We start from the raw sequence: 21,739 nt of genomic DNA on the forward strand, positions 1-21,739 counted from the left end.
ACTCCTGTCTCGTGTCTGAGTCTCCCGAAATCACCCCGGAAGCGGTCGAAGCCGCCGTCGCGGCCGCACTCGAAGCGATCACTGCGGCCGCCGATAGCGCCGAGCTGAAGGCGGCGAGAGCCGCTCATGTCGCAGACGGCTCGCCTCTCGCCGTCCTCAACGCCTCGATGCGGCAGGTGGCTCCCGAGAACAAGGCGGCCTTCGGCAAGCTCGTCGGGCAGGGGCGCGGTCAGGTCACGAAGGCCCTCGCCGCCAAGGAGGAGGAGCTGGCAGCCGCCGAGGTGGCCGCCCGTCTCGAATCCGAGCGCCTCGACATCACCGCCGTTCCTTCCCGGACCCGCGTCGGTGCGCGGCATCCGCTCACCCTGCTCAGCGAGCAGATCTCCGACATCTTCGTCGGCATGGGCTGGGAGATCGCGGAAGGGCCCGAGCTCGAGCACGAGTGGTTCAACTTCGACGCGCTGAACTTCGACGTCGACCACCCCGCTCGCCAGGAGCAGGACACCTTCTACGTAGACCCGCCCTCGCGCCACCTCGTGATGCGCACGCACACGAGCCCGGTGCAGGTGCGCTCGATGCTCGACCGCGACGTGCCGATCTACGTGCTGTGCCCCGGTCGCGTGTACCGCACCGACGAGTTCGATGCGACGCACCTCCCCGTCTTCACGCAGTTCGAGGGGCTGGTCGTCGACAAGGGCATCTCGATGGCCCACCTCAAGGGCACGCTCGACCACGTCGCGCGTCAGCTCTTCGGCCCGGAGGCGAAGACGCGCTTCCGCACGAACTTCTTCCCCTTCACCGAGCCGTCGGCCGAGCTCGACCTGTGGCACCCGACCTTCAAGGGCGGCGCCCGCTGGATCGAGTGGGGCGGCTGCGGCATGATCAACCCGAACGTGCTGCGTGCGGCGGGGATCGACCCCGACGTCTACAGCGGCTTCGCCTTCGGTATGGGCGTCGAACGCGGACTCATGTTCCGCAGCGATGTGCAGGACATGCGGGACATGGCAGAGGGCGATGTCCGTTTCAGCGAGCAGTACGGGATGGTGGTGTGATGCGCGTCCCGCTTTCGTGGCTGCGTGAGTACGTCGATCTGGCAGCGGATGCTACGCCCGAAGACGTTCTGGCGGCGATGGTCACCGTCGGCTTCGAGGAGGAGGATATCCACCGCTTCGAGATCTCGGGTCCCGTCGTGGTCGGACAGGTCGTCTCCCTCGAGGGGGAGCCGCAGTCCAACGGCAAGACGATCAACTGGTGCCAGGTCGACGTCGGCGAGGCGAACGGCGGCATCCGCGGGATCGTCTGCGGAGCGCACAACTTCGTCGCCGGCGACAAGGTCGTGGTGACCCTGCCGGGCGCTGTGCTGCCTGGGCCGTTCCCGATCGCCGCCCGCAAGACCTACGGTCATGTGTCCGACGGCATGATCGCCTCGGCGCGGGAGCTCGGTCTGGGTGACGAGCACAACGGCATCCTCGTTCTCGCCGACCTCGGAATCGACGCTCCCGTCGGCACCGACGCGATCAGCCTGCTCGGTCTCGACGATGTCGCGGTCGAGATCAACGTGACACCCGACCGCGGGTACGCGTTCTCGCTCCGAGGTGTCGCACGCGAGTATTCGCACGCCACCGGAGCGACGTTCCGCGACCCGGCCGAACGCGACTTCGCCGAACTCCAGCCCGGAACCGGTCATACGGCGATCGTCGACGACGCCGCCCCCGTGCGCGGCCGCGTCGGGGCGAGCGAGTTCGTCACCCGTGTCGTCCGCGACGTCGACCCGTCGCGCCCGACCCCGCCGTGGATGATCGCTCGCCTGTCGCTCGCCGGCATGCGCTCGCTCGGCATCCTGATCGACATCACCAACTACGTGATGCTCGAGCTGGGGCAGCCGCTGCACGGATACGACCTCGACAAGCTTTCGGGCGGCATCACGGTGCGCCGTGCGACCCCCGGTGAGAAGATGACGACTCTCGACGGCCAGGAGCGAAAGCTCCACGTCGAGGATCTTCTGATCACCGATGGATCCGGGCCCATCGGCCTGGCCGGTGTCATGGGTGGTGGCACGACCGAGATGAGCGACACGACGCGCAACGTCCTCATCGAGGCAGCGACGTTCGACCCGGTGACGATCGCGCGCACCGCCCGTCGGCACAAGCTGCCGAGCGAGGCCTCCAAGCGCTTCGAGCGCGGCGTCGACCCTCTGGTGCCGTTCGTCGCGGCTCGTCGAGCCGCCGACCTGATGGTCGAGTTCGCCGGCGGCACGCTCACCGAAGAGGGTGGCGCGCTGTTCGCCGAGGTCTTCGTCGCCGAGATCGAGCTGCCGCGAGGATTCGTACAGGGACTCATCGGGGTCGACTACTCCGACGACGAGATCGTGGGCGCGCTCACGACGATCGGTGGCGAGGTCACCGAGACGGATGCCGGCTGGGTCGTCATCCCGCCGACCTGGCGCCCGGACCTCACCGACAAGTGGTCTCTTGCTGAAGAGGTCGCGCGCATCCACGGTCTCGACCGCATCCCCTCGGTGCTGCCGACGCCTCCGTCCGGCCGTGGCTTGACGCCGCACCAGCAGGGGCGACGTCGCGTGGCTGACGCGCTCGCAGCAGCCGGTCTCGTCGAGACGCCCTCCTTCCCCTTCACCACCGACGCCGAGAACGACCTGCACGGTTCGGCGTCGGGAGAGCACCTGCCCAGCATCCGGCTCGCGAACCCGCTCGACGGCTCTGCTCCGTTCCTGCGTCGCTCGCTCATCCCGGGACTGCTGCAGACCGCGCATCGCAACATCTCGCGCGGCCTCACGGATCTCGCGCTGTTCGAGACCGGCGTCGTGTTCCTGCCCGAGCCCGGTGTCGAGTACGGCACCGATGATGTTCCGCCGCTCGGCGTGCGTCCGTCGGACGAGACCCTCGCCGCGCTGAACGCGTCGATCCCGCCGCAGCACCGCCACGTCGCGGCGCTGTTCACGGGCAATGTCGTGGCACGCCAGCCCGGCCGTGCGGCTGAAGCGGCCGGTCTGTCGGAAGCGCTGGACGCGGCTCGCGTCATCGCCGCAGCTGCCGGCGTGGACATCGAGGTGACCCAGGGCGAGCGCGCGGCGCTGCACCCCGGGCGCACCGGCGTGCTGTCGGTCGGCGGCGTCGAGGTCGGCTATGTCGGAGAACTCCACCCCGACGTCGCAGCGGGAGCAGATTTGCCGGGTCGCGCGACCGTGCTCGAGCTCGATCTCGACGGAATCCTCACGCTGGCGAACGCGCGTGCGGTCGCCGCCTCGCTGTCGACGTTCCCGGCCGCCACGCAGGACGTGTCGCTCGTGCTCGGGGCTGACGTCCCCGCCGGCGCGGTCAAGGCTGCGCTGGCCGAAGGCGCGGGAGAGCTCCTCGAGGCGATCCGACTCGTCGACGACTACCGCGGAGACGGCGTCGCGGACGGACAGAAGAGTCTCACCTTCGCTCTGCGGTTCCGCGCGGACGATCGCACGCTCACCGCGGCCGAGGCGACCGAGGCGAAGCTCGCGGGCGTCGCTGTCACGGCCGAGCGCTTCGGCGCGACGCTGCGCGACTGACTCAGCGCTGCGCGGACTGCATTCCATTACGGGATGCAGTCCGCCACGCAGGCGGTCGAGGCGTCGGGTGTGGAAGTGATCGCCACCGCCGAGCCGACCTGAACCTGGCTTTCCCGCGAGGTAGCGTGTCGTGATGAGCATCCTTCCCCACAGCACGCCTGCGGCGGTTCCCGATGGCGTCCGACCGATGGGCGAGGCGCCCTTCCTCGACCCGGGCGATCAGATCTCCTGGCACTACCGGAAGCCGGGGTGGCAGCCCGGAGACGCGTCGACGATCACACCCATGCGAGTGGTCCGCGACGACGAGCGGGGCCTCGTCGCCTGGCTCGCTCCGGGCACGCTGCAGGAGGGGCAGGGCACTCCGGCAGGCGAGCGCATCCGAACGGTTCCGCTCGAGCGGCGATGGCTGGACCCGCGGACGCGGATCGTGGAGGAGTGGTGGGGCAACGGCATCCTGCGGATCGCCCCCGCAGGCGCCGCGTGGTCGGTGTGGCTCTTCTGGAGCGATGTGAGCGGGGCGGAGTGGCAGTTCGCCGGCTGGTACGTGAACCTCGAGAACGCGCACCTGCGCACCGACCGCGACACCTACTCGTCGGACCACATCCTCGACGTCGAGATCGAGCCGGACGGCCGGGTGCATCTGAAGGATGAGGACGAGCTGATCGCGGCCGTCGAGCAGGGCCGCCTCACATCCGAGCAGGCGGCGCAGATCGAGCGGCACGCCGACGCGGCGATCGCGTCGTACCGCGACGGTGACTGGCCGTTCGCCGCGGAATGGCGAGATTGGCGGCCGGATCCCTCCTGGACCGTCCCCGAGCTCACGGGGCTGTCAGACCTCCGTCCGCGGTGAACCCGGCATCCGCCGTGAGCGGAAGACACTTCCCCTCGCACGGCGGAGATGGTGGCATGGGTCCATGACTGACGTTCTGATCCTCGGCGGGACCGGCTGGCTGTCCGGTCGGATCGCCGGACGCCTGCTGGTGAACGGGGCGGCGGTGATGTGCCTCGCGCGAGGAGGTCGACCGTCCCCGGAGGGTGCGAGCCTGGTTCTGGCCGATCGTGACGACGCCGACGCCTATGACGCCGTCCGCGGTCGCGATTGGGACCACGTGATCGACGTCTCCTCGAATGCGGCGCACGTGGCGGCGGCGGTCGAGGCGCTCGGGGATCGAGCCGCCCGCTGGACGTACGTCTCGTCGGTGTCGGCATACTCCGATGACGAGACGGTCGGGGCGGACGAGTCCGCGCCGTTGCATCAGCCGGCCGGCGCCGGGGATGAGTACGAGTACGGCGCGCAGAAGGTCGCCGCCGAGAAAGCGGTTCGCACGCTCGGCGACCGAACGCTGATCGTGCGCCCGGGGCTGATCGTCGGGAAGGGCGACCCGAGCGACCGCTTCGGATACTGGGCTGCGGCGTTCCTGCGCGCTCACGACGAACCCGTGCTGCTGCCCCGTGCAGACGGGCGCGACGTGCAGGTGATCGACGTCGATGACCTGTCGGAGTTCATCAGCACGACGACCGCGACCGGAGTGATCAACACGACCGGCGACCGGCACCCGATGGCCGAGGTCATCGAGGCGGTGCGCAGGCATGCGGGTCACCGAGGAGACACCGTCACGGCCACCGACGACTGGCTCGTGGCGAATGAGGTGGAGTACTGGGCGGGCACGCGATCGCTGCCGCTCTGGCTCCCGCGCGACATGACCGGATTCATGACGAGGTCGAACGCGCGCTACCGTGCGGCCGGGGGAGAGCTGCGTCCGCTCGACGAGACCATCGCCGTGGTGATCGAGGACGAGCGGGAACGCGGTGTCGATCGCGAGCGGCGGGCAGGTCTGACCCGGACAGACGAACTCGCGCTGATCCAGCTCCTGCGCTGACGGCGCGCGTCGCTAGACTGCGAGCAGTGACACGGGGTGCCGCATCCGCGGCTGAGAACAGACCCGTCGAACCTGATCTAGTTCGTACTAGCGAAGGGATGTCGCAATGAGCGATCGTCTGCGTCCTGAATCCGAATCGACCCTGGCTGCCACGGCCGGACAGCTCCTGTCCGAGCTGCGCGAGAGTCCACCTCTGACCCACTGCATCACCAACAGCGTCGTCACGGGGTTCACCGCCAACGTGCTGCTCGCCCTCGGCGCGGCACCGGCGATGGTCGACATCGTCGACGAAGCAGGAATGTTCGCCGGGGTGGCGTCCGGCGTCCTGATCAACCTCGGAACGCCGACCCCCGAGCAGCGAGCGGCGAGCCTCGAAGCTGCGGCCGGTGCCGTCGCCGCGGGCACTCCGTGGGTGCTGGATCCCGTTGCGATCGGCGCACTCCCGGTGCGCACGGCCCTCGCCCACGAGCTGGTCGCCTCGCGCCCCACGGCGATCAGGGGGAACGCATCCGAGATCCTCGCGCTCGCCGGACTCAGCGCAGGCGGCCGGGGTGTGGACGCGACAGACACGACAGACGATGCGGCAGAGGCAGCGCTCTCACTCGCCGCGCGTCATGGCTCTGTGGTCGCGGTGTCTGGACCGGTCGACCTGGTGACCGATGGCGTCCGTCTGCTGCGCATCGCGAACGGTCACGAGCTGCTCACCCGGGTCACCGGCGGCGGGTGCGCGTTGGGCGCGGTCATGGCCGCGTTCCTCGGCGCGGCGCGCTCGACCTCTGCCGATCCGCTCACGGCGGTGGCGTCGGCGAGCCTCGTCTACACGATCGCCGCCGAGAGGGCCGCGGTGCACGCCTCGGGCCCAGGCACCTTCGCTGTCGCTCTGCTCGACGCGCTCGCCGCCGTGCAGCCGGCTGACCTGGTGGCCTCCGCGCGTGTTCAGGAGAGCGCGCTGTGATCGCCGACCTCTCGCTCTACCTCGTCACGGATCCGGGCCTCTGCGGTGAGCGGGGTGTCGTCGAGACCGTGCGCCTCGCTGTCGACGGGGGAGTGCGCATCGTGCAGCTGCGCGACAAGATCGCGACGGATGCCGAGACCGCCGATCAGCTGGTCGAGCTGTCGCGCGTGATCGCCGGCCGTGCGATCCTCCTGGTGAACGACCGGGTCGACGCGGCGCTCGCCGCTCGCGCTCGGGGAGCTCGCGTCGACGGCGTGCATCTCGGTCAGGGCGATGCGTCGGTACTGCGGGCGCGCGAGCGACTGGGTGCCGAGGCGATCATCGGGTTGACGGCGAACACACCCGACCACTTCGACGCGGTGGCGGCTCTGCCTGCGGGCGTGGTCGACTACCTCGGCGTCGGTGTGATCCGCCCCACCGACACCAAGCCCGACCATCCGCCGGTATTGGGCATCGACGGCTTCCGGTCGCTCATCGAGACGTGCGCCGTGCCCTGCGTGGCCATCGGCGGCGTGGACATCGATGACACTGAGCGACTCCGCGACGCGGGCGCGGCCGGCCTCGCGGTGGTCTCGGCCATCTGCGCCGCGGTCGATCCGAAGCAGACGGCGCAGAGCTTCCTCCGGCGGTGGCGGGCGTCAGGCACGCCGCGGGTGCTCAGCATCGCCGGCAGCGATCCATCGGGCGGTGCGGGGATCCAAGCCGACCTCAAGTCCATCGCCGCGAACGGCGGGTACGGCATGGCGGCTCTGACCGCACTCACCGCTCAGAACACCGTGGGCGTGCGGGCGGTGCATGTGCCGCCCGCGGAGTTCCTGCGGGAGCAGCTCGATGCGATCTCAGACGACATCGTCATCGATGCGGTGAAGATCGGGATGCTGGCGAATGCCGACGTGATCCGTGCGGTCTCCGACTGGCTCGATGCCATCCGGCCGCCGATCGTCGTGCTCGACCCGGTGATGGTCGCGACCAGTGGCGACCGGCTTCTCGACCGGGAGGCCGAGGTCGCGCTGCGCGGACTCCTCGAGCGCGCGCATGTCGTGACGCCCAACCTCGCCGAGCTCGCCGCGCTGGCCGACCATCCGATCGACGGGTGGGATGACGCGCTCGCGGCGGCCGCTGCGCTCTCCGACCGTGTGAGCGCGGCGGTGCTCGTGAAGGGAGGGCATCTCGACGGCGACGACGTTCCCGACGCGGTGATCGACGCTGCCGACGGAGTGAGTCGGGGGTATCCGGGCGCGCGCATCGCGACTCGCAACACGCATGGCACCGGGTGCTCCCTCTCGTCCGCCCTCGCCACCCGCCTCGCCAGGGGCGAGTCCCTCACCGACGCGGTCGCCTCGGCCCGTTCGTGGCTGCGTGAGTCTCTGACGGAGAGCGATGCGCTCCACGTCGGACGAGGACACGGGCCGATCAACCACTTCGGCGGCCTCTGGCGACGTGGCGGACTCGAGACCACCCCCGACCGGGCGCACATCCGCGATCAGTGGTGGGAGCGGATCGCGCACCTGCGGGCAGATATCGACGAGCTCCCCTTCGTCGGCGCTCTCGCCGACGGGACACTCGACCGCGAGTGGTTCCTGTTCTACCTTCGCCAGGACGCGCTGTACCTCCGGGAGTACGCGAGGGTCCTCGCCGAGGCCTCTCGGCTCGCACCGTCACCGCACGAGCAGGCGTTCTGGGCGGAGTCGGCGCACGGGGCGATCGCCGGAGAACTCGAACTCCACGCGTCGTGGCTGACCCCCGGTGCGGGCGTGGAGGCGGAGACTTTCGCCGCTGATCCGGCCCCCGCGACCGTCGCGTACCTCGACCATCTGCGATCCGTCGCCTTCGGCGCAGACTACGCCGAGCTCATCGCCGCCGTGCTGCCGTGCTTCTGGCTCTACACCGATCTCGGGACGCGTCTGCACGCGGGGGCGTTCGGCGAGTACGCCCGCGATCCGCAGCATCCCTATGCATCGTGGCTCGCGACCTACGCCGATCCGGCCTTCGAGGCGGCGACAGAGCAGGCGGTCGGCTACGTGATGGACGCGGCGGCGGAGTCGGATCCCCCGCGGCGTCGACGGATGCTCCGAGCGTTCGAGGTCTCGAGCGCCCACGAGCTCGCGTTCTTCGCGGCGCCGGCGCTCCACGTGCCTGCCGGATGACGGACCGGATTTGCGCATGCCGCGACGAGCGCGCTATCGTCGCGGCATGCCTTCGGCCGCCACCGCAACTCTGACGCTCGCTCCGAGCGCCATCGCCGTGCGCCGACGCCGCAGCGGCCGCCGACTCTAGGCGACCCTGCGCTTCTGCCTGCGTACGCACGGCGGTCGAGTGCCGGTGTCGCCGCCCCGGTTCCCGACACTGCACCCCGCGTTCGCCGAGGGGTCCGACCGTTAAGGTAGAAGCATGACGTACTCCGTCGCCGTCTCCGGCGCATCCGGCTACGCGGGCGGCGAGATCCTGCGCCTCCTCGCGTCTCATCCCGACATCGAGATCCGCACCGTGACGGCTCACTCGAACGCCGGTCAGCCGCTCGTGCAGCATCAGCCGCACCTGCGGTCTCTCGCTCACCTCACTCTGCAGGACACCACACCCGAGACGCTCGCAGGTCACGACATCGTGTTCCTCGCTCTGCCGCACGGTCAGTCGGGTCAGTACACGGATGCGCTCGGCGACACCCCGCTGGTGATCGACGCCGGGGCCGACCATCGCCTCACCTCGCAGGCGTCCTGGGATGCGTTCTACGGCGGCGACTTCCACGAACCCTGGGCCTACGGGGTCCCCGAGCTGCTCGTCGACGGCATCAAGCAGCGCGAGACGCTGCGCGATGCGAAGCGGATCGCCGCCCCCGGATGCAATGCATCCACGGTGAGTCTGAGTCTCGCTCCCGGCGTCGCAGCGGGAGTGATCGACGCGGGAGACATCGTCTCGGTGCTCGCCGTCGGCCCCTCGGGTGCGGGGAAGAGCCTCAAGACCAATCTGCTCGCCAGTGAGATCCTCGGCAGCGCCAATCCCTATGCGGTCGGCGGCACCCACCGGCACATCCCCGAGATCCGCCAGGCGCTCGCCGCGGCATCCGGTGCTGCCGCCGACGGCATCCGCATCTCCTTCACCCCTGTGCTCGTTCCGATGTCGCGGGGAATCCTCGCCACCTCGACCGCGCCGATCGCCGGTGACGTCAGTGACGCGGAGATCCGCGCCGCCTGGGAGGACGCCTACGGTGACGAGACGTTCGTGCAGCTGCTGCCCGAGGGGCAGTTCCCGCGCACGGCCGATGTCCTCGGCGCGAACACCGCACTCATCGGCCTCGCGATCGACCGTGCGGCGAACCGGGTGACGGTGGTCGCCGCGGTCGACAACCTCGTCAAGGGCACCGCAGGCGCTGCCATCCAGTCCATGAACCTCGCGTTGGGACTTCCCGAGTCCCGCGCCCTCTCAGTGAACGGAGTCGCACCGTGAGCGTCACCGCCCCCGCAGGATTCGAGGCGGCCGGAGTCGCCGCCGGCCTCAAGTCGACCGGCAAGCCCGATGTCGCCGTGGTCGTCAACCGCGGCCCGCGCAAGGTCGGTGCCGCCGTGTTCACGAGCAACCGCGCCAAGGCCAACCCGATCATCTGGTCTCAGCAGGCCGTCGCCGATCGCGTGGTCGAGGCCGTCGTGCTCAACTCCGGCGGAGCGAACTGCTTCACCGGCAGCTTCGGCTTCCAGACGACGCACCAGACCGCCGAGAAGGCGGCAGAGCTGCTCGGCGTCAGCGCCGGCGACGTCCTCGTCTGCTCGACGGGTCTCATCGGGGTCGGAGACGAGGTCTTCCGCGGCAAGGTGCTCGCGGGCACCGAACAGGCGATCGCCGAGCTGTCGGCCGACGGCGGCGACGTCGCGGCCGAGGCCATCATGACCACCGACAGCGTCTCGAAGACCGCTGTCGTGAGCCGGGACGGCTGGACGATCGGCGGCATGGCGAAGGGCGCGGGCATGCTCGCCCCGGGCCTCGCGACGATGCTCGTGGTCATCACGACGGATGCCGTGCTCGAGCCTCTCGAGGCCGACGCGGCGCTGCGATTCGCGACCGGCACGACGTTCGACCGCCTCGACTCCGACGGCTGCATGTCGACCAACGACCAGGTCACGCTGCTCGCCAACGGCGCCTCCGGGGTGACTCCCGACCTCAAGCACTTCTCTGCTGCCCTCGCCGAGCTCTGCCTGGAACTCGCGGTCAAGCTGCAGAGTGATGCCGAGGGCGCGAGTCATGACATCACCATCGAGGTGCGGCACGCCGCCAGCGAGGGGGAGGCCGTCGAGGTCGGCCGCTCGGTCGCCCGCAACAACCTCTTCAAGGCCGCGATCTTCGGCAACGACCCCAACTGGGGCCGGGTGCTCGCCGCGATCGGCACGACCAACGCGCAGTTCGACCCGTACGACGTCGACGTCTGGATGAACGGCGTCCGCGTGTGCAGCGAGGGCGGCCCCGACCGTCCGCGCGAAGAGGTCGACCTCACCCCTCGCGCCACGCACCTCGTGATCGACCTCAAAGTCGGCGAGGCCACTGCCACGATCCTCACCAACGACCTGACCCACGACTACGTGCACGAGAACAGCGCCTACGCCTCATGACCGACATCCAGGACACCACGCCTGACGTCGCCGCCGTCAAGGCCGCGACGCTCATCGAGTCGCTCCCGTGGCTGAAGAAGTTCCGCGACCAGATCGTCGTCGTGAAGTACGGCGGCAATGCGATGGTCTCGGACGAGCTGCAGGAGGCGTTCGCGCAGGACATCGCGTATCTGAGGTACGTCGGCGTGCTGCCGGTGGTCGTGCATGGCGGTGGGCCCCAGATCTCCGACATGCTGCAGCGCCTCGAGATCCCGAGCGAGTTCAAGGGCGGCTACCGCGTCACCAACACCGAGGCGATCAGCGTGGTGCGCATGGTGCTCACCGGCCAGGTGAACCCGCAGCTCGTCTCGAAGATCAACTCTCATGGTCCAATCGCGACCGGGCTCAGCGGCGAAGATGCCGGGCTGTTCGGCGGGCGTCGCCGCGGCGTCGTGATCGACGGCGAGGAGATCGATCTCGGTCGTGTGGGCGACGTCGTCGAGGTGGACCCGACGCCTGTGCTCGACCACCTCGCGGCCGGACGCGTTCCCGTGGTCTCGAGCATCGCCCCCGACCTCGATCACCCGGGCCAGTCGCTGAACGTGAACGCGGATGCCGCGGCTGCCGCGCTCGCCGTGGCTCTCAAGGCGCGCAAGCTCGTCATTCTCACGGATGTCCCCGGGCTGTACGCCGACTGGCCCAACCGCGACTCTCTCGTGTCGCACCTCACCTCGGAGGCTCTCATCGAGATGCTGCCGACCCTCGAATCAGGCATGATCCCGAAGATGAAGGCGTGCCTGGACGCGATCGAGGGCGGCGTCGACGCCGCCGCGATCATCGACGGACGCGTGCCGCACTCGGTGCTCGTCGAACTCTTCACCAGCAAGGGAATCGGAACAGAAGTGGTCATGGGAAGCGCAGGAGTGAAGGCATGAGCAACTGGCAGGATGACGCAGCGAGCGATCTGGTCCTCAACGCAGGTCCCCGGTTGGCGATGCTGACTCGCGGCGAGGGATCGTACCTCTGGGACTCCGAGGGCAAGCGCCACCTCGACTTCCTCGCCGGCATCGCTGTGACCTCGCTCGGTCACGCGCATCCGGTGTTCGTCGAGGCCGTGTCGACGCAGGCCGCGACCCTCGCGCATGTGTCGAACTACTTCGCGACACCGTCGCAGCTCGCGCTCGCCGCACGGTTGAAGCGTCTCGCCGGTGCCGGGATCGATGGGCGCGTGTTCTTCTCGAACTCCGGCGCCGAGGCGAACGAGGCCGCGTTCAAGCTCGCCCGCCTGCACGGCGGGACGGAGAAGCCCCGCATCCTCGCGCTCGAGAACGGATTCCACGGCCGGACCATGGGATCTCTCGCGCTCACGGCGAAGGCGGCCATGCGCGCGCCGTTCGAGCCGATGCCCGGGGGAGTCGAGCACATCCCGGCGACCATCGAGGCACTCGAGGCGGCGATCGACGACCGCGTCGCGGCCGTGATCGTCGAGCCGATCCAGGGTGAGGCAGGCGTCGTCGAGCTTCCCGAGGGATACCTGCAGGCCGCTCGCTCGCTCACTCTGAAGCACGGGGCCCTGCTCATCGTCGACGAGATCCAGACCGGGGCAGGGCGCACGGGCGCCTGGTTCGGCTTCAGCCACGAAGGCATCACGCCTGACGCCATCACGCTCGCGAAGGGCATCGGCGGTGGCTTCCCGATCGGTGCTCTCGTGACCTACGGTGCGGCGAGTTCGCTCTTCACTCCCGGTTCGCACGGCTCCACGTTCGGCGGAAACCCGCTCGCGACGGCCGTCGCAGACGCGGTGCTCACCGAGATCGAGCGCGCAGGCCTCGTCGACAACGCCGCGCGTCGTGGGGAAGAGATCCTCCAGATCATCGCCGATATCGACTCGCCTCTGGTCACGGGAGTGCGTGGCCGCGGGCTCCTGATCGGGGTGGCTCTGAGCGCCCCCGTCGCGAATGAGGTGGTCGCCGCCGCTCAGGAGCGCGGCCTCATCGTGAACGCCGCCAACCCCGAGACCGTGCGCATCGCGCCGGCCCTCACGATCGGAGACGCCGAACTCGCCGAGTTCCGCGAGCTGTTCGCCGCGTCGCTCTCCGACGTCCAGACCTCCCTCGCCGAATCCGGAAAGGCCCTCGCATGACCCGCCACCTGCTGCGTGACGATGATCTGACCCCCGCTGAGCAGGCGGAGATCCTCGATCTCGCCATCGAGCTGAAGAAGGATCGCTGGGCGAACAAGGCCCTCGAAGGCCCCCAGACGGTCGCGGTGATCTTCGACAAGTCCTCCACCCGCACCCGTGTCTCGTTCGCCGTCGGCATCGCCGACCTCGGCGGGTCGCCGTTGATCATCTCGACCGCGAGCAGTCAGCTGGGCGGCAAGGAGACTCCGTCGGACACCGCCCGGGTGCTCGAGCGTCAGGTCGCGGCGATCGTCTGGCGCACGTACGCGCAGGCAGGGCTCGAAGAGATGGCCGCAGGCACCACGGTGCCCGTCGTCAACGCACTCTCGGACGACTTCCACCCGTGTCAGCTGCTCGCCGACCTGCTCACGATCCGCGAGCACAAGGGCGACCTGAAGGGTCTGACTCTGACGTTCTTCGGCGACGGGCAGAGCAACATGGCGCATTCCTACGCGCTGGCCGGGGTCACCGCGGGTATGCACGTGCGCATCGCCTCGCCCGCCGACTACGCGCCGCGTGCGGACATCGTCGAGGCGGCCGACCGCCGTGCGGCGGAGACCGGCGGCTCGATCACCCTGTTCACCGATGCGGTCGAGGCTGCGGCCGGTGCCGACGTCGTGGTCACCGACACCTGGGTGTCGATGGGCAAGGAAGAGGAGAAGCTCGCACGCATCCGCGATCTCGGTGGCTACAAGGTGACGCCGGAGACGATGGAGATCGCCGACTCGGAGGCCATCTTCATCCACTGCCTTCCCGCCGACCGAGGCTACGAGGTCGACTCCGAGGTCATCGACGGACCGCAGAGCGTCGTCTGGGACGAGGCCGAGAACCGCCTCCACGCCCAGAAGGCCCTGCTCGTCTGGCTGCTCGACAAGAAGGACGCATGATGGTCGACGCGAAGAACGAGGGCACGAACGAAGGCGCGCTGTGGGGAGCCCGCTTCGCGAGCGGCCCGTCGCCCGAGCTCGTCGAGCTCAGCCGGTCGACGCATTTCGACTGGATCCTCGCACCGTATGACATCGCCGGGTCGCACGCGCACGCGACGGCTCTCGCGGCTGCCGGTTACCTCGAACCCGACGAGGCAGCCAAGATGCACGAGGGGCTCGATGCCGTGGCGCGCAAGGTCGCCGACGGCACCCTGCGGCCCGTCCCCTCGGATGAAGACGTGCACGGGGCTCTCGAGCAGGCCCTGATCGCCGAGCTCGGCCCGGAGCTGGGTGGACGTCTTCGTGCGGGACGCAGCCGCAACGACCAGATCGCCACCCTGGTGCGGATGTACCTGATAGACCACGCTCGTGTGATCGCACGGGACATCCTCCGTGTCGTCGATGCCCTCGTCGCTCAGGCGGAGGCTCATCCTGACGCGATCCTCCCCGGACGGACGCATCTGCAGCACGCACAGCCGGTGCTCCTCGCGCACCACCTGCAGGCACACGGGTGGCCGCTCGTGCGCGAGCTCGAGCGTCTGGTCGACTGGCGTCGCCGTGCCGGTGTCTCGCCGTACGGCGGCGGAGCCCTCGCGGGCTCGACGCTCGGACTCGACCCCGCGCTGGTCGCATCCGAACTCGGACTCGACCGCCCGGCCGAGAACTCGCTCGACGGAACCGCGGCGCGTGATGTCGTCGCCGAGTTCGCCTTCATCACGGCCATGACCGGGGTCGACATCTCGCGTCTGAGCGAGGAGATCATCCTCTGGAACACTCGCGAGTTCGGCTTCGTCACTCTGCACGACGGGTATTCGACCGGCTCGAGCATCATGCCGCAGAAGAAGAACCCCGACATCGCCGAGCTCGCTCGCGGCAAGTCGGGGCGCCTGATCGGCAACCTGTCTGGGCTGATGGCCACGCTCAAGGGGCTTCCGCTGGCCTACAACCGCGACCTTCAGGAAGACAAGGAGCCGGTCTTCGACTCGGTGCAGACGCTCGAGGTCGTGCTGCCGGCCTTCGCCGGGATGATCGCGACGCTGCGCTTCGACACCGAGCGCATGGCCGCCCTCGCACCTCAGGGGTTCTCGCTCGCGACCGACGTCGCCGAGTGGCTCGTGAAGCGCCGTGTGCCGTTCCGCGATGCGCACGAGATCTCCGGCGCGCTGGTGCGCGCCTGCGAAGACCGGGGGATCGGTCTCGAAGACGCATCTGACGAGCTGCTGATCTCGGTGTCGCCCCACCTCGTGCCCGAGGTGCGAGAGGTGCTCACGATCGAGGGTTCCGTGGCGTCCCGCACGGGCGTCGGCGGAACGGCTCCTGTCCGGGTAGCCGAGCAGCGTGCCGAGCTGGTCGCCCGAGCTCAGGCGGCTGCACACGCTCTGGGGCTCTAGCCGACGAACAGGTGGAGCGCAGCGACCTGCACGACCGCAGACGGCCCGCGGAACTCTCGGCGAGAGTCCCGCGGGCCGTTCGGCGCTCCGCAGAGCGTCCCGTGGGCGTTCGCGCGGTGGGGTCAGTGCAATGCGACGTCTGCCGCCGAGCGCGTCCAGCGGGTGAAGCGGACGACGAGTCCGGAGCGCGTGGGGCCCGCGAGGAACGGGCCGGCGGATGCCGTGGCCTCACCGTCGAACGGCGCCACGCGCACCAGGCGCCATTCGCCGTCGTCGGCGCGTGCACGCACGATCACGGCATCCGGCCAGCGGCTCACACGAACCGTGATCTCGCTGCCGTGCCAGTCGTCGACATAGCCGACCGACCAGTCCGAGCGGATGTCGGTGACGACGGCGCCGAGACCGAGATGGCCGTCGGCGTACTCGACTCCCGCTTTGATCCAGTGCTCGTCGTCGGTGCGCACGAAGACTCCGGCCTGGTCGAACTGGCCGTCCCAGGGGGCGCGGAACGACACATCCATCGCCTCGCCCACTTCCAGGGGTGCGAGCAGCGCGTGCTCGGTGTCGTGCACGAACCCGTAGGCGGTGTGCCGCCAGGCGTCGCTGCCTTCTACGGCGGTCGCGTCCAGGTGGTCGCCGTCGGAGGCGAGATGAGCGGGAGTGTGGGTCCACGACCCTTCGGACCAGGGGATGATGTCTGATTCAGGCATGTTCTCAGACTATAGCCAAATAAGGCATAAATAGAAGTTATTCGTGATACGGTTATCACATGGTCATCGCCGTACTCGCCGACATCGTGGGTTCTCGCAAGCTCGACGATCGTTCGGCAGCGCAGCGCATCCTCGATGACGCGATCGCTCGCGTCGAGGAGCATCTGCCCCTCGCGCACCACGCGCTGACGCCCACGGTGGGGGATGAGCAGCAGGGCGTGTACCTCGAACTCGAGGACGCCATGGTGTCGCTGCTGATGATCCAGCTCGCGCTTCCCGACGGCATCGCCTTCCGATTCGGGATCGGCGTCGGCGATGTGCGTTCGGTCGACTCCGTGCACGGCGAACTCGCCGATGGGCCGGGGTGGTACGCGGCACGCGCCGCGATCGAGACCGTGCACGCGAGGGAGAACCGCACCGTGCCGCGCACGCGGACGTGGATTGTCGGAGCCCCGGGGCAGGATGAGGTCATGGAGAGCACCATCGCCGCGTCGAACGCCTACCTCCTCGTCCGCGACGAGCTGGTCGGGGCGATGAACGAGCGTGAACGGCGTCTGACCTATGGGCGCCTGGTCGGCAGATCGCAGCACGACCTCGCCGCTGAGGAGGGCATCTCGCAGCCCAGCGTCTCGAAGTCGCTGCGCAGCGCCGGCAGCGCCGCCCTCATCGAAGGGGTGGCCGCGCTGAGGGGGTCGAGCGCATGATCGTCGCCGGATTCATCCTGCTGGCCGTGGGCTCAGCCGATCTCGTGCGCCAGTTCGCCCCACGCCGATGGGTCGGCTACCTCACTGTCGCAGTGATGCTCCTTCTGCTCGGCAGCGTGAGCGACGCGCTGCTGCCCATGGTCCTCGGGCTCGTGGTCGGCGCGCTCTGGGTGTGGTGCATGCCGGCGGAGAGGCGCGCGCCACTCGGCTTCTGGCCCGCCGTGCTGCTCGGTGTGCTGAGCATCGGATCGGTCGTATGGCTGGGTGCTCGCACGGATGCCGGTCTGATCGGTTCTGTGTGGAGTGTGCGCTCCCCGTTCGGAGAGATCCCTTTCGATCTCGCGCTCCTCACCGTGGGCACAGGGGTGTTCCTGTTGGAGTCCGCGAATCTCGTGGTCCGGGCAGCGCTCGACGGCGAGCACACGTGGCGGCCTGCCGAGTTGAGGCGAGCAGCGGTGCTCGACTCTCCAGACGAGCAGCCGACTGCGTCCGACACTCCGGTCGCGCATCCGGTGGTCCCTGGCGCCCAGGCTGACGACGGCGTGATCGGAGTCATCGGTGAGGCCGGCGTAGGTGCGGCAGACACGGTGGCCGCAGAGCAGTCCGAGCCGGCGGGCGAAGCCGACGCCGTGCCCGCCCGCGATCCCCGGGCGGGTTTCAAGGGCGGGCGACTGATCGGCCCGCTCGAACGCATTCTCGTGATGCTTCTCACCCTGGCCGCCGCGTATCCGATTCTCGCCGCGATGCTGGCAGCCAAGGGAATCGTCCGCTTCCCTGAGATCTCTCGAGACGGGGAGACCGGAGCCCGCGCAGAGTACTTCCTCGTCGGCAGCCTCGTGAGCTGGGTCATCGGGTTGGGTGCCGCATTCCTGGTGTGGTGGGCGGCGCACAGCTGATCGGACTCGGTCACGGCGATTCGCCTGCCCCGACCGCTGATAGCCTGGGGCGCGTGTCGAATTCCGCTCTGACGACCGCCCCGCCGGCGATCGACCCCACGTTCGAGAACGTGTGGGACGAACTGCTGTGGCGCGGCCTCGTCCACGTGTCCACTGACCAGGAGGCGCTGCGCGCCCTTCTCGCTGGGGACCCGATCACGTATTACTGCGGTTTCGACCCCACTGCTCCCAGCCTGCACCTCGGAAACCTGGTGCAGCTGCTGACACTGCGTCGCATTCAGCTCGCCGGCCACAAGCCGCTCGGCCTCGTCGGCGGCTCCACCGGTCTGATCGGCGACCCTCGGCCGACGGCGGAGCGCACACTCAACACCCGTGAGACGGTCGAGGAGTGGGTGGGGCGCCTGCGGACGCAGGTCGAGCGCTACCTGAGCTTCGAGGGCCAGAACGCGGCGCGAATCGTCAACAACCTCGACTGGACCGCGCCGCTGTCGGCGATCGATTTCCTGCGCGAGATCGGCAAGTACTACCGTGTCGGCACGATGCTCAAGAAGGATGCTGTCGCCGCGCGTCTGAACTCGGACGAGGGCATCAGCTACACCGAGTTCAGCTACCAGATCCTGCAGGGGATGGACTTCCTGGAGCTCTACCGGCAGTACGACTGCGTTCTGCAGACGGGCGGCTCCGACCAGTGGGGCAACCTGACCAGCGGCACCGACCTGATCCGTCGCGCCGAGGGGGCTTCCGCGCACGCCATCGGCACGCCGCTGATCACCAACAGCGACGGAACCAAGTTCGGCAAGAGCGAGGGCAATGCGATCTGGCTCGATGCCGAGATGTGCAGCCCGTACCGGATGTACCAGTTCTGGCTCAGCACGGCGGATGCCGACGTGATCGAGCGGCTCAAGGTGTTCACGTTCCTGACCCGTGCCGAGATCGAGGAGTACGAGGCTCTCGTCGAGTCCGAGCCGTTCCGGCGTGCAGCGCAGAAGCGCCTCGCGCTCGAGGTCGTGGCGACCGTCCACGGGATCGATGCGACGGCCGCCGTGATCGCGGCATCCGAAGCGCTGTTCGGTCAGGGCGACCTGACCGCTCTCGACGCGTCGACGCTGCGCACCGCCCTCGAGGAGCTCCCGCACGCGACAGTCGACGCCGGTTCACCGGTCGTGGATGCGCTCGTCGCCACGGGGCTGGTATCCAGCCTGTCCGAAGCGCGCCGCGCGATCAGTCAGGGCGGGGTGTCGCTCGACGGCGCACGCGTCGAGGACGACTCGGCCACAGTCCAGGGGACTCTTCCGGGCGGGGTCTCCGTGCTGCGCCGCGGCAAGAAGACTCTCGCGGGAGTCTTCCTCGGCTGAGATCTGTCGTTGATCGCGTGACGGCGGTCGTCTGAGGATTCTCGGGCGACCGCCGTCACGCTTCCCCCACCCAGCTCGTCAGGAGAGCCGATGCCGTTCACGCCGAGTCACGCGCTGGTCGCCCTGCCCTTCATCCGCACCCCGCTCGTGCCCGCCGCGATCGCGATCGGAGCCATGACGCCGGACCTTCCCCTGTTCCTCAGGGGGGTCGGCCTCCCGTATTCGTTCACCCACACGTTCGGCAACGTGCTCTGGACAGCGCTGGTCGCGTTCGTCCTGTTCCTGCTCTGGCGCGTGGTGCTGCGCCCGGCGGTCGGCGAGCTGTCGCCCCTCTGGCTGGCTCGGCGACTGCCCGCCGGGTGGGCGCAGTCCGGTATCGAGGCGGCCAGAGCGGCCGTCGGCGTCGGGGCGCAGAGTCGGCTGTATCCGCTCATGCTCGGGGCGTCGCTGGTGCTGGGCGTCCTGACGCACATCGTCTGGGATCTGTTCACGCACGAGGGGCGATGGGGAGTGGATGCGCTTCCCGCACTGGACGACATGTGGGGGCCGCTCACCGGGTACAAATGGCTGCAGCACGGATCGAGCTTGATCGGGTTGCTCATCATCGGCATCTGGGCGATCCGCCGGCTGCAGAGCGCCGACCCTCGCGAAGACGTCGAGCGCGCGATGCCGGCAGCCGTCCGACTCGCCTGGTGGCTGTCGCTTCCCGCAGTGCTGGTAACCGCGTGGATCCTGGGATACGCGGCATACGGACCCTTCACCGCGGGGTTCACGTACCAGCATCTGGCCTATCGGATGCTGCCGCCGGCGTGTGCGCTGTGGGGTGTCCTGACACTCGCATTGTGCCTCTCACTGCCGTTGTTCCGCCGTCTTCACCAGCGCGGCTGATCCGACCCCCAGCGGTGGGGAGCCGCGAACTCGAGGCCGGGGAGCACCGACGCGGCGGTGGTGACCGTCTGCCCGGCGACATCGAACACGGAGGTGTGGGCGGTGAGGTCCAGCTCCTGCCCCGCTTCCGGCTGGGAGCACCGCGGCATGCCGAGAAGCTCGGCTGCGACGCGACGCAGTGAGGTCCGCACCACCCAGCCGCAGCCCTCGCGCCGCCGTCGTTCGAGCAGCGAGACGACCGCGGCCGCGAGAAGATACCCCGTGCTGTGGTCGAGGGCCTGCGCGGGCAGAACCCCGGGGCGATCACCGTCGGGGCTCTCGATCATGGATATCCCGGACTCCGCCTGCACCAGGCTGTCGAACCCGGCTCTCGACGGCTCGTCGATTCCCCACGCGCTGAGCTGGGCGACCACCAGCGCCGGATGCCGTTCGAGGAGTGCAGATGCAGAGAGACCGAGGCGGTCGAGGGATTCCGGCCGATACCCCAGGACGACGACGTCGGCCGCAGCGAGCAGCTCCTCGAACCGATCTGTGCGGGCCTCGAGCAATGTCGTCCTCTTGCCCTGGCCGGTATCGAGGTGCTGCCATTCGGGTTCGACCAGGTCCGGTGGGTCGACGCGAAGCACGTCGGCGCCCAGAAGTGCGAGAGTGCGGGTGCAGACAGGGCCGGCGATCACTCGTGTCAGGTCGAGCACTCGCACGCCGGTGAGAGGCGCGAGACTGTGCCGTTCATCGGTCCCGTGTCGCCCGGGGCGAGGTGCGAGGTCGATCCGCTCGACCTGGAGCAGGGGAGTGGCGCGCAGTCTCGCGTCGCGCTCTGGGTTCTCCTGCAGCACAGGCACAGCCAGCCCGCGTGCGAGCGTGATCCGCTCGACCGCCTCGGTGACACTCAGCGGCAGGATGGCAGTGCGCACATCGTCGGCGTCGGCGTCGGCGGTCAGTCCGAGCCCGGCCTGCAGCCGCATCGCGTGGTGCGGATAGTTTCCGTGCGTGCGGATCCACCCATCGGATGCTCGGAAGAACCCCGAGTACGGCGACCAGACATCGGGGGAGAGACCATCGATGGTCAGGGCCCGATCGCTCCGATATGCGGCCGCGATGCGATCGGGGTCGGGAGATACGCCTATGCCGGACGCCAGACAGACGGCGCGCACGCTCGCCCATGCCAGATCACCCGTTGCCAGGCGCGACGGGAGGGGCACGGCATGAGGGGGCGGCGCAGCGCTGGCGGCGAGGTGCGGCTCGATGCCGAGCTCTGCCCACACCCGGTCCAACAGCCCGAGAGCGGGGTCGAGATTCGTCGGCTCGTTCACGCTGCGATCGTACTCGTGGCGGCGATATGAGACGGATACCGGCGCTGGACTGGGAAAAGATCCATCGAACGATGCGGCGACACGCCCGGGGGTGGTGGCCCGATTTGCCAGAACCCCGGAACCCACGTAACTTATTACTTGTTCGCCCCACAGGGAAGCGGAGAGGCCGAGAGCCTCACCCCCCTCAAGTGGAGAACCACCTCCCGATCCACTCACTTGTGAGAACAGGCGCTTGCGCCTAGGATGGGAGATCCACCCCCTCTGCGGCTGTCACCGGCTGCGCATCGGATCCAAGATCCGCACGGCGCGCTGATTTGACAAGCGGGACGGGATGGCTAAGATAGAGAAGTTGCCCTTCGGGCCTGGTTGTGATGACTGGGTCGTGGGAGCATCCGATCCTTGAGAA

At 69.0% G+C, this 21,739-nt stretch carries 18 protein-coding genes and 1 riboswitch; of the genes, 16 read left to right on the top strand and 2 right to left on the bottom strand.

The genetic code is table 11. The annotated features are described in order from the left end of the window. Positions 1-11 precede the first annotated feature (11 nt). The 12 genes from pheS (at position 12) to argH (ending at position 15,467) form a co-directional block, all read left to right on the top strand. Positions 12-1,052, top strand: a complete 1,041-nt coding sequence (gene pheS, locus RU09_RS00510; protein ID WP_042536557.1) for a phenylalanine--tRNA ligase subunit alpha — start codon at positions 12-14, stop codon at positions 1,050-1,052. Beyond that, positions 1,052-3,556: a phenylalanine--tRNA ligase subunit beta gene (gene pheT, locus RU09_RS00515; RefSeq protein ID WP_042536559.1), complete on the top strand. Its 2,505-nt coding sequence runs from the start codon at positions 1,052-1,054 to the stop codon at positions 3,554-3,556. Before pheS ends, pheT begins: the two co-directional genes overlap by 1 nt. Before the next feature lie 133 nt (positions 3,557-3,689). Further along, a complete protein-coding gene (locus RU09_RS00520) occupies positions 3,690-4,406 on the top strand; it encodes a DUF402 domain-containing protein (RefSeq protein WP_079113179.1) in 717 nt (238 codons plus the stop codon). A 64-nt stretch (positions 4,407-4,470) separates the two neighbouring features. Beyond that, positions 4,471-5,436: an NAD-dependent epimerase/dehydratase family protein gene (locus RU09_RS00525; protein WP_042536562.1), complete on the top strand. Its 966-nt coding sequence runs from the start codon at positions 4,471-4,473 to the stop codon at positions 5,434-5,436. Positions 5,437-5,458: 22 nt separating this feature from the next. Further along, a riboswitch (TPP riboswitch) is annotated at positions 5,459-5,552 on the top strand. Next, positions 5,543-6,391, top strand: coding sequence for a hydroxyethylthiazole kinase (gene thiM / locus RU09_RS00530; protein ID WP_042536564.1), 849 nt, complete (start codon positions 5,543-5,545; stop codon positions 6,389-6,391). Its footprint overlaps the riboswitch before it by 10 nt. Next, positions 6,388-8,538 (top strand): bifunctional hydroxymethylpyrimidine kinase/phosphomethylpyrimidine kinase, encoded by a 2,151-nt coding sequence (locus RU09_RS00535; RefSeq protein WP_042536566.1) that lies wholly within the window; start codon positions 6,388-6,390, stop codon positions 8,536-8,538. Before thiM ends, RU09_RS00535 begins: the two co-directional genes overlap by 4 nt. A gap of 244 nt (positions 8,539-8,782) precedes the next feature. Continuing rightward, entirely contained in the window at positions 8,783-9,835 is a 1,053-nt protein-coding gene (argC, locus tag RU09_RS00540) for an N-acetyl-gamma-glutamyl-phosphate reductase (RefSeq protein WP_042536568.1), read from the top strand. Continuing rightward, positions 9,832-10,989, top strand: a complete 1,158-nt coding sequence (argJ, locus tag RU09_RS00545) for a bifunctional glutamate N-acetyltransferase/amino-acid acetyltransferase ArgJ (RefSeq protein WP_042536570.1) — start codon at positions 9,832-9,834, stop codon at positions 10,987-10,989. Before argC ends, argJ begins: the two co-directional genes overlap by 4 nt. Next, positions 10,986-11,903 carry an acetylglutamate kinase gene (argB, locus tag RU09_RS00550; RefSeq protein WP_042536571.1) on the top strand — a complete coding sequence of 306 codons (918 nt, stop codon included), beginning with the start codon at positions 10,986-10,988 and terminating at the stop codon, positions 11,901-11,903. Before argJ ends, argB begins: the two co-directional genes overlap by 4 nt. Further along, entirely contained in the window at positions 11,900-13,111 is a 1,212-nt protein-coding gene (locus RU09_RS00555) for an acetylornithine transaminase (protein ID WP_042536572.1), read from the top strand. The genes argB and RU09_RS00555 overlap by 4 nt, the downstream gene beginning before the upstream one ends. Continuing rightward, complete coding sequence (argF, locus tag RU09_RS00560) at positions 13,108-14,037, top strand: ornithine carbamoyltransferase (protein ID WP_042536574.1); 930 nt, start codon at positions 13,108-13,110, stop codon at positions 14,035-14,037. Before RU09_RS00555 ends, argF begins: the two co-directional genes overlap by 4 nt. Then, positions 14,037-15,467, top strand: a complete 1,431-nt coding sequence (argH, locus tag RU09_RS00565; protein WP_042536576.1) for an argininosuccinate lyase — start codon at positions 14,037-14,039, stop codon at positions 15,465-15,467. The genes argF and argH overlap by 1 nt, the downstream gene beginning before the upstream one ends. A 122-nt stretch (positions 15,468-15,589) precedes the next feature. On the opposite strand, the gene RU09_RS00570 is transcribed toward argH, so the two are convergent. Continuing rightward, positions 15,590-16,177, bottom strand: coding sequence for a DUF1349 domain-containing protein (locus RU09_RS00570; RefSeq protein ID WP_042536577.1), 588 nt, complete (start codon positions 16,175-16,177; stop codon positions 15,590-15,592). 59 nt (positions 16,178-16,236) lie between these two features. Between RU09_RS00570 and RU09_RS00575 the strand changes: the two genes are divergently transcribed. From RU09_RS00575 to RU09_RS00590, 4 genes are all read left to right on the top strand, one after another. Continuing rightward, positions 16,237-16,881: a SatD family protein gene (locus RU09_RS00575; RefSeq protein ID WP_042536578.1), complete on the top strand. Its 645-nt coding sequence runs from the start codon at positions 16,237-16,239 to the stop codon at positions 16,879-16,881. Next, positions 16,878-17,777 (top strand): hypothetical protein, encoded by a 900-nt coding sequence (locus tag RU09_RS00580; RefSeq protein WP_042536581.1) that lies wholly within the window; start codon positions 16,878-16,880, stop codon positions 17,775-17,777. Before RU09_RS00575 ends, RU09_RS00580 begins: the two co-directional genes overlap by 4 nt. Before the next feature lie 53 nt (positions 17,778-17,830). Then, positions 17,831-19,132, top strand: a complete 1,302-nt coding sequence (tyrS, locus tag RU09_RS00585; protein WP_156145848.1) for a tyrosine--tRNA ligase — start codon at positions 17,831-17,833, stop codon at positions 19,130-19,132. Positions 19,133-19,222: 90 nt separating this feature from the next. Further along, a complete protein-coding gene (locus tag RU09_RS00590) occupies positions 19,223-20,020 on the top strand; it encodes a DUF4184 family protein (RefSeq protein ID WP_042536583.1) in 798 nt (265 codons plus the stop codon). Here the strand turns inward: RU09_RS00590 and RU09_RS00595 are convergent. Next, complete coding sequence (locus RU09_RS00595; protein WP_231567439.1) at positions 20,005-21,333, bottom strand: CoA transferase; 1,329 nt, start codon at positions 21,331-21,333, stop codon at positions 20,005-20,007. The two genes, RU09_RS00590 and RU09_RS00595, sit on opposite strands and share 16 nt — an antisense overlap. Positions 21,334-21,739: the final 406 nt, after the last annotated feature.

The organism is Microbacterium sp. MEJ108Y (genome assembly GCF_000834175.1).
Taxonomy (GTDB): Bacteria; Actinomycetota; Actinomycetes; order Actinomycetales; family Microbacteriaceae; genus Microbacterium; species Microbacterium forte.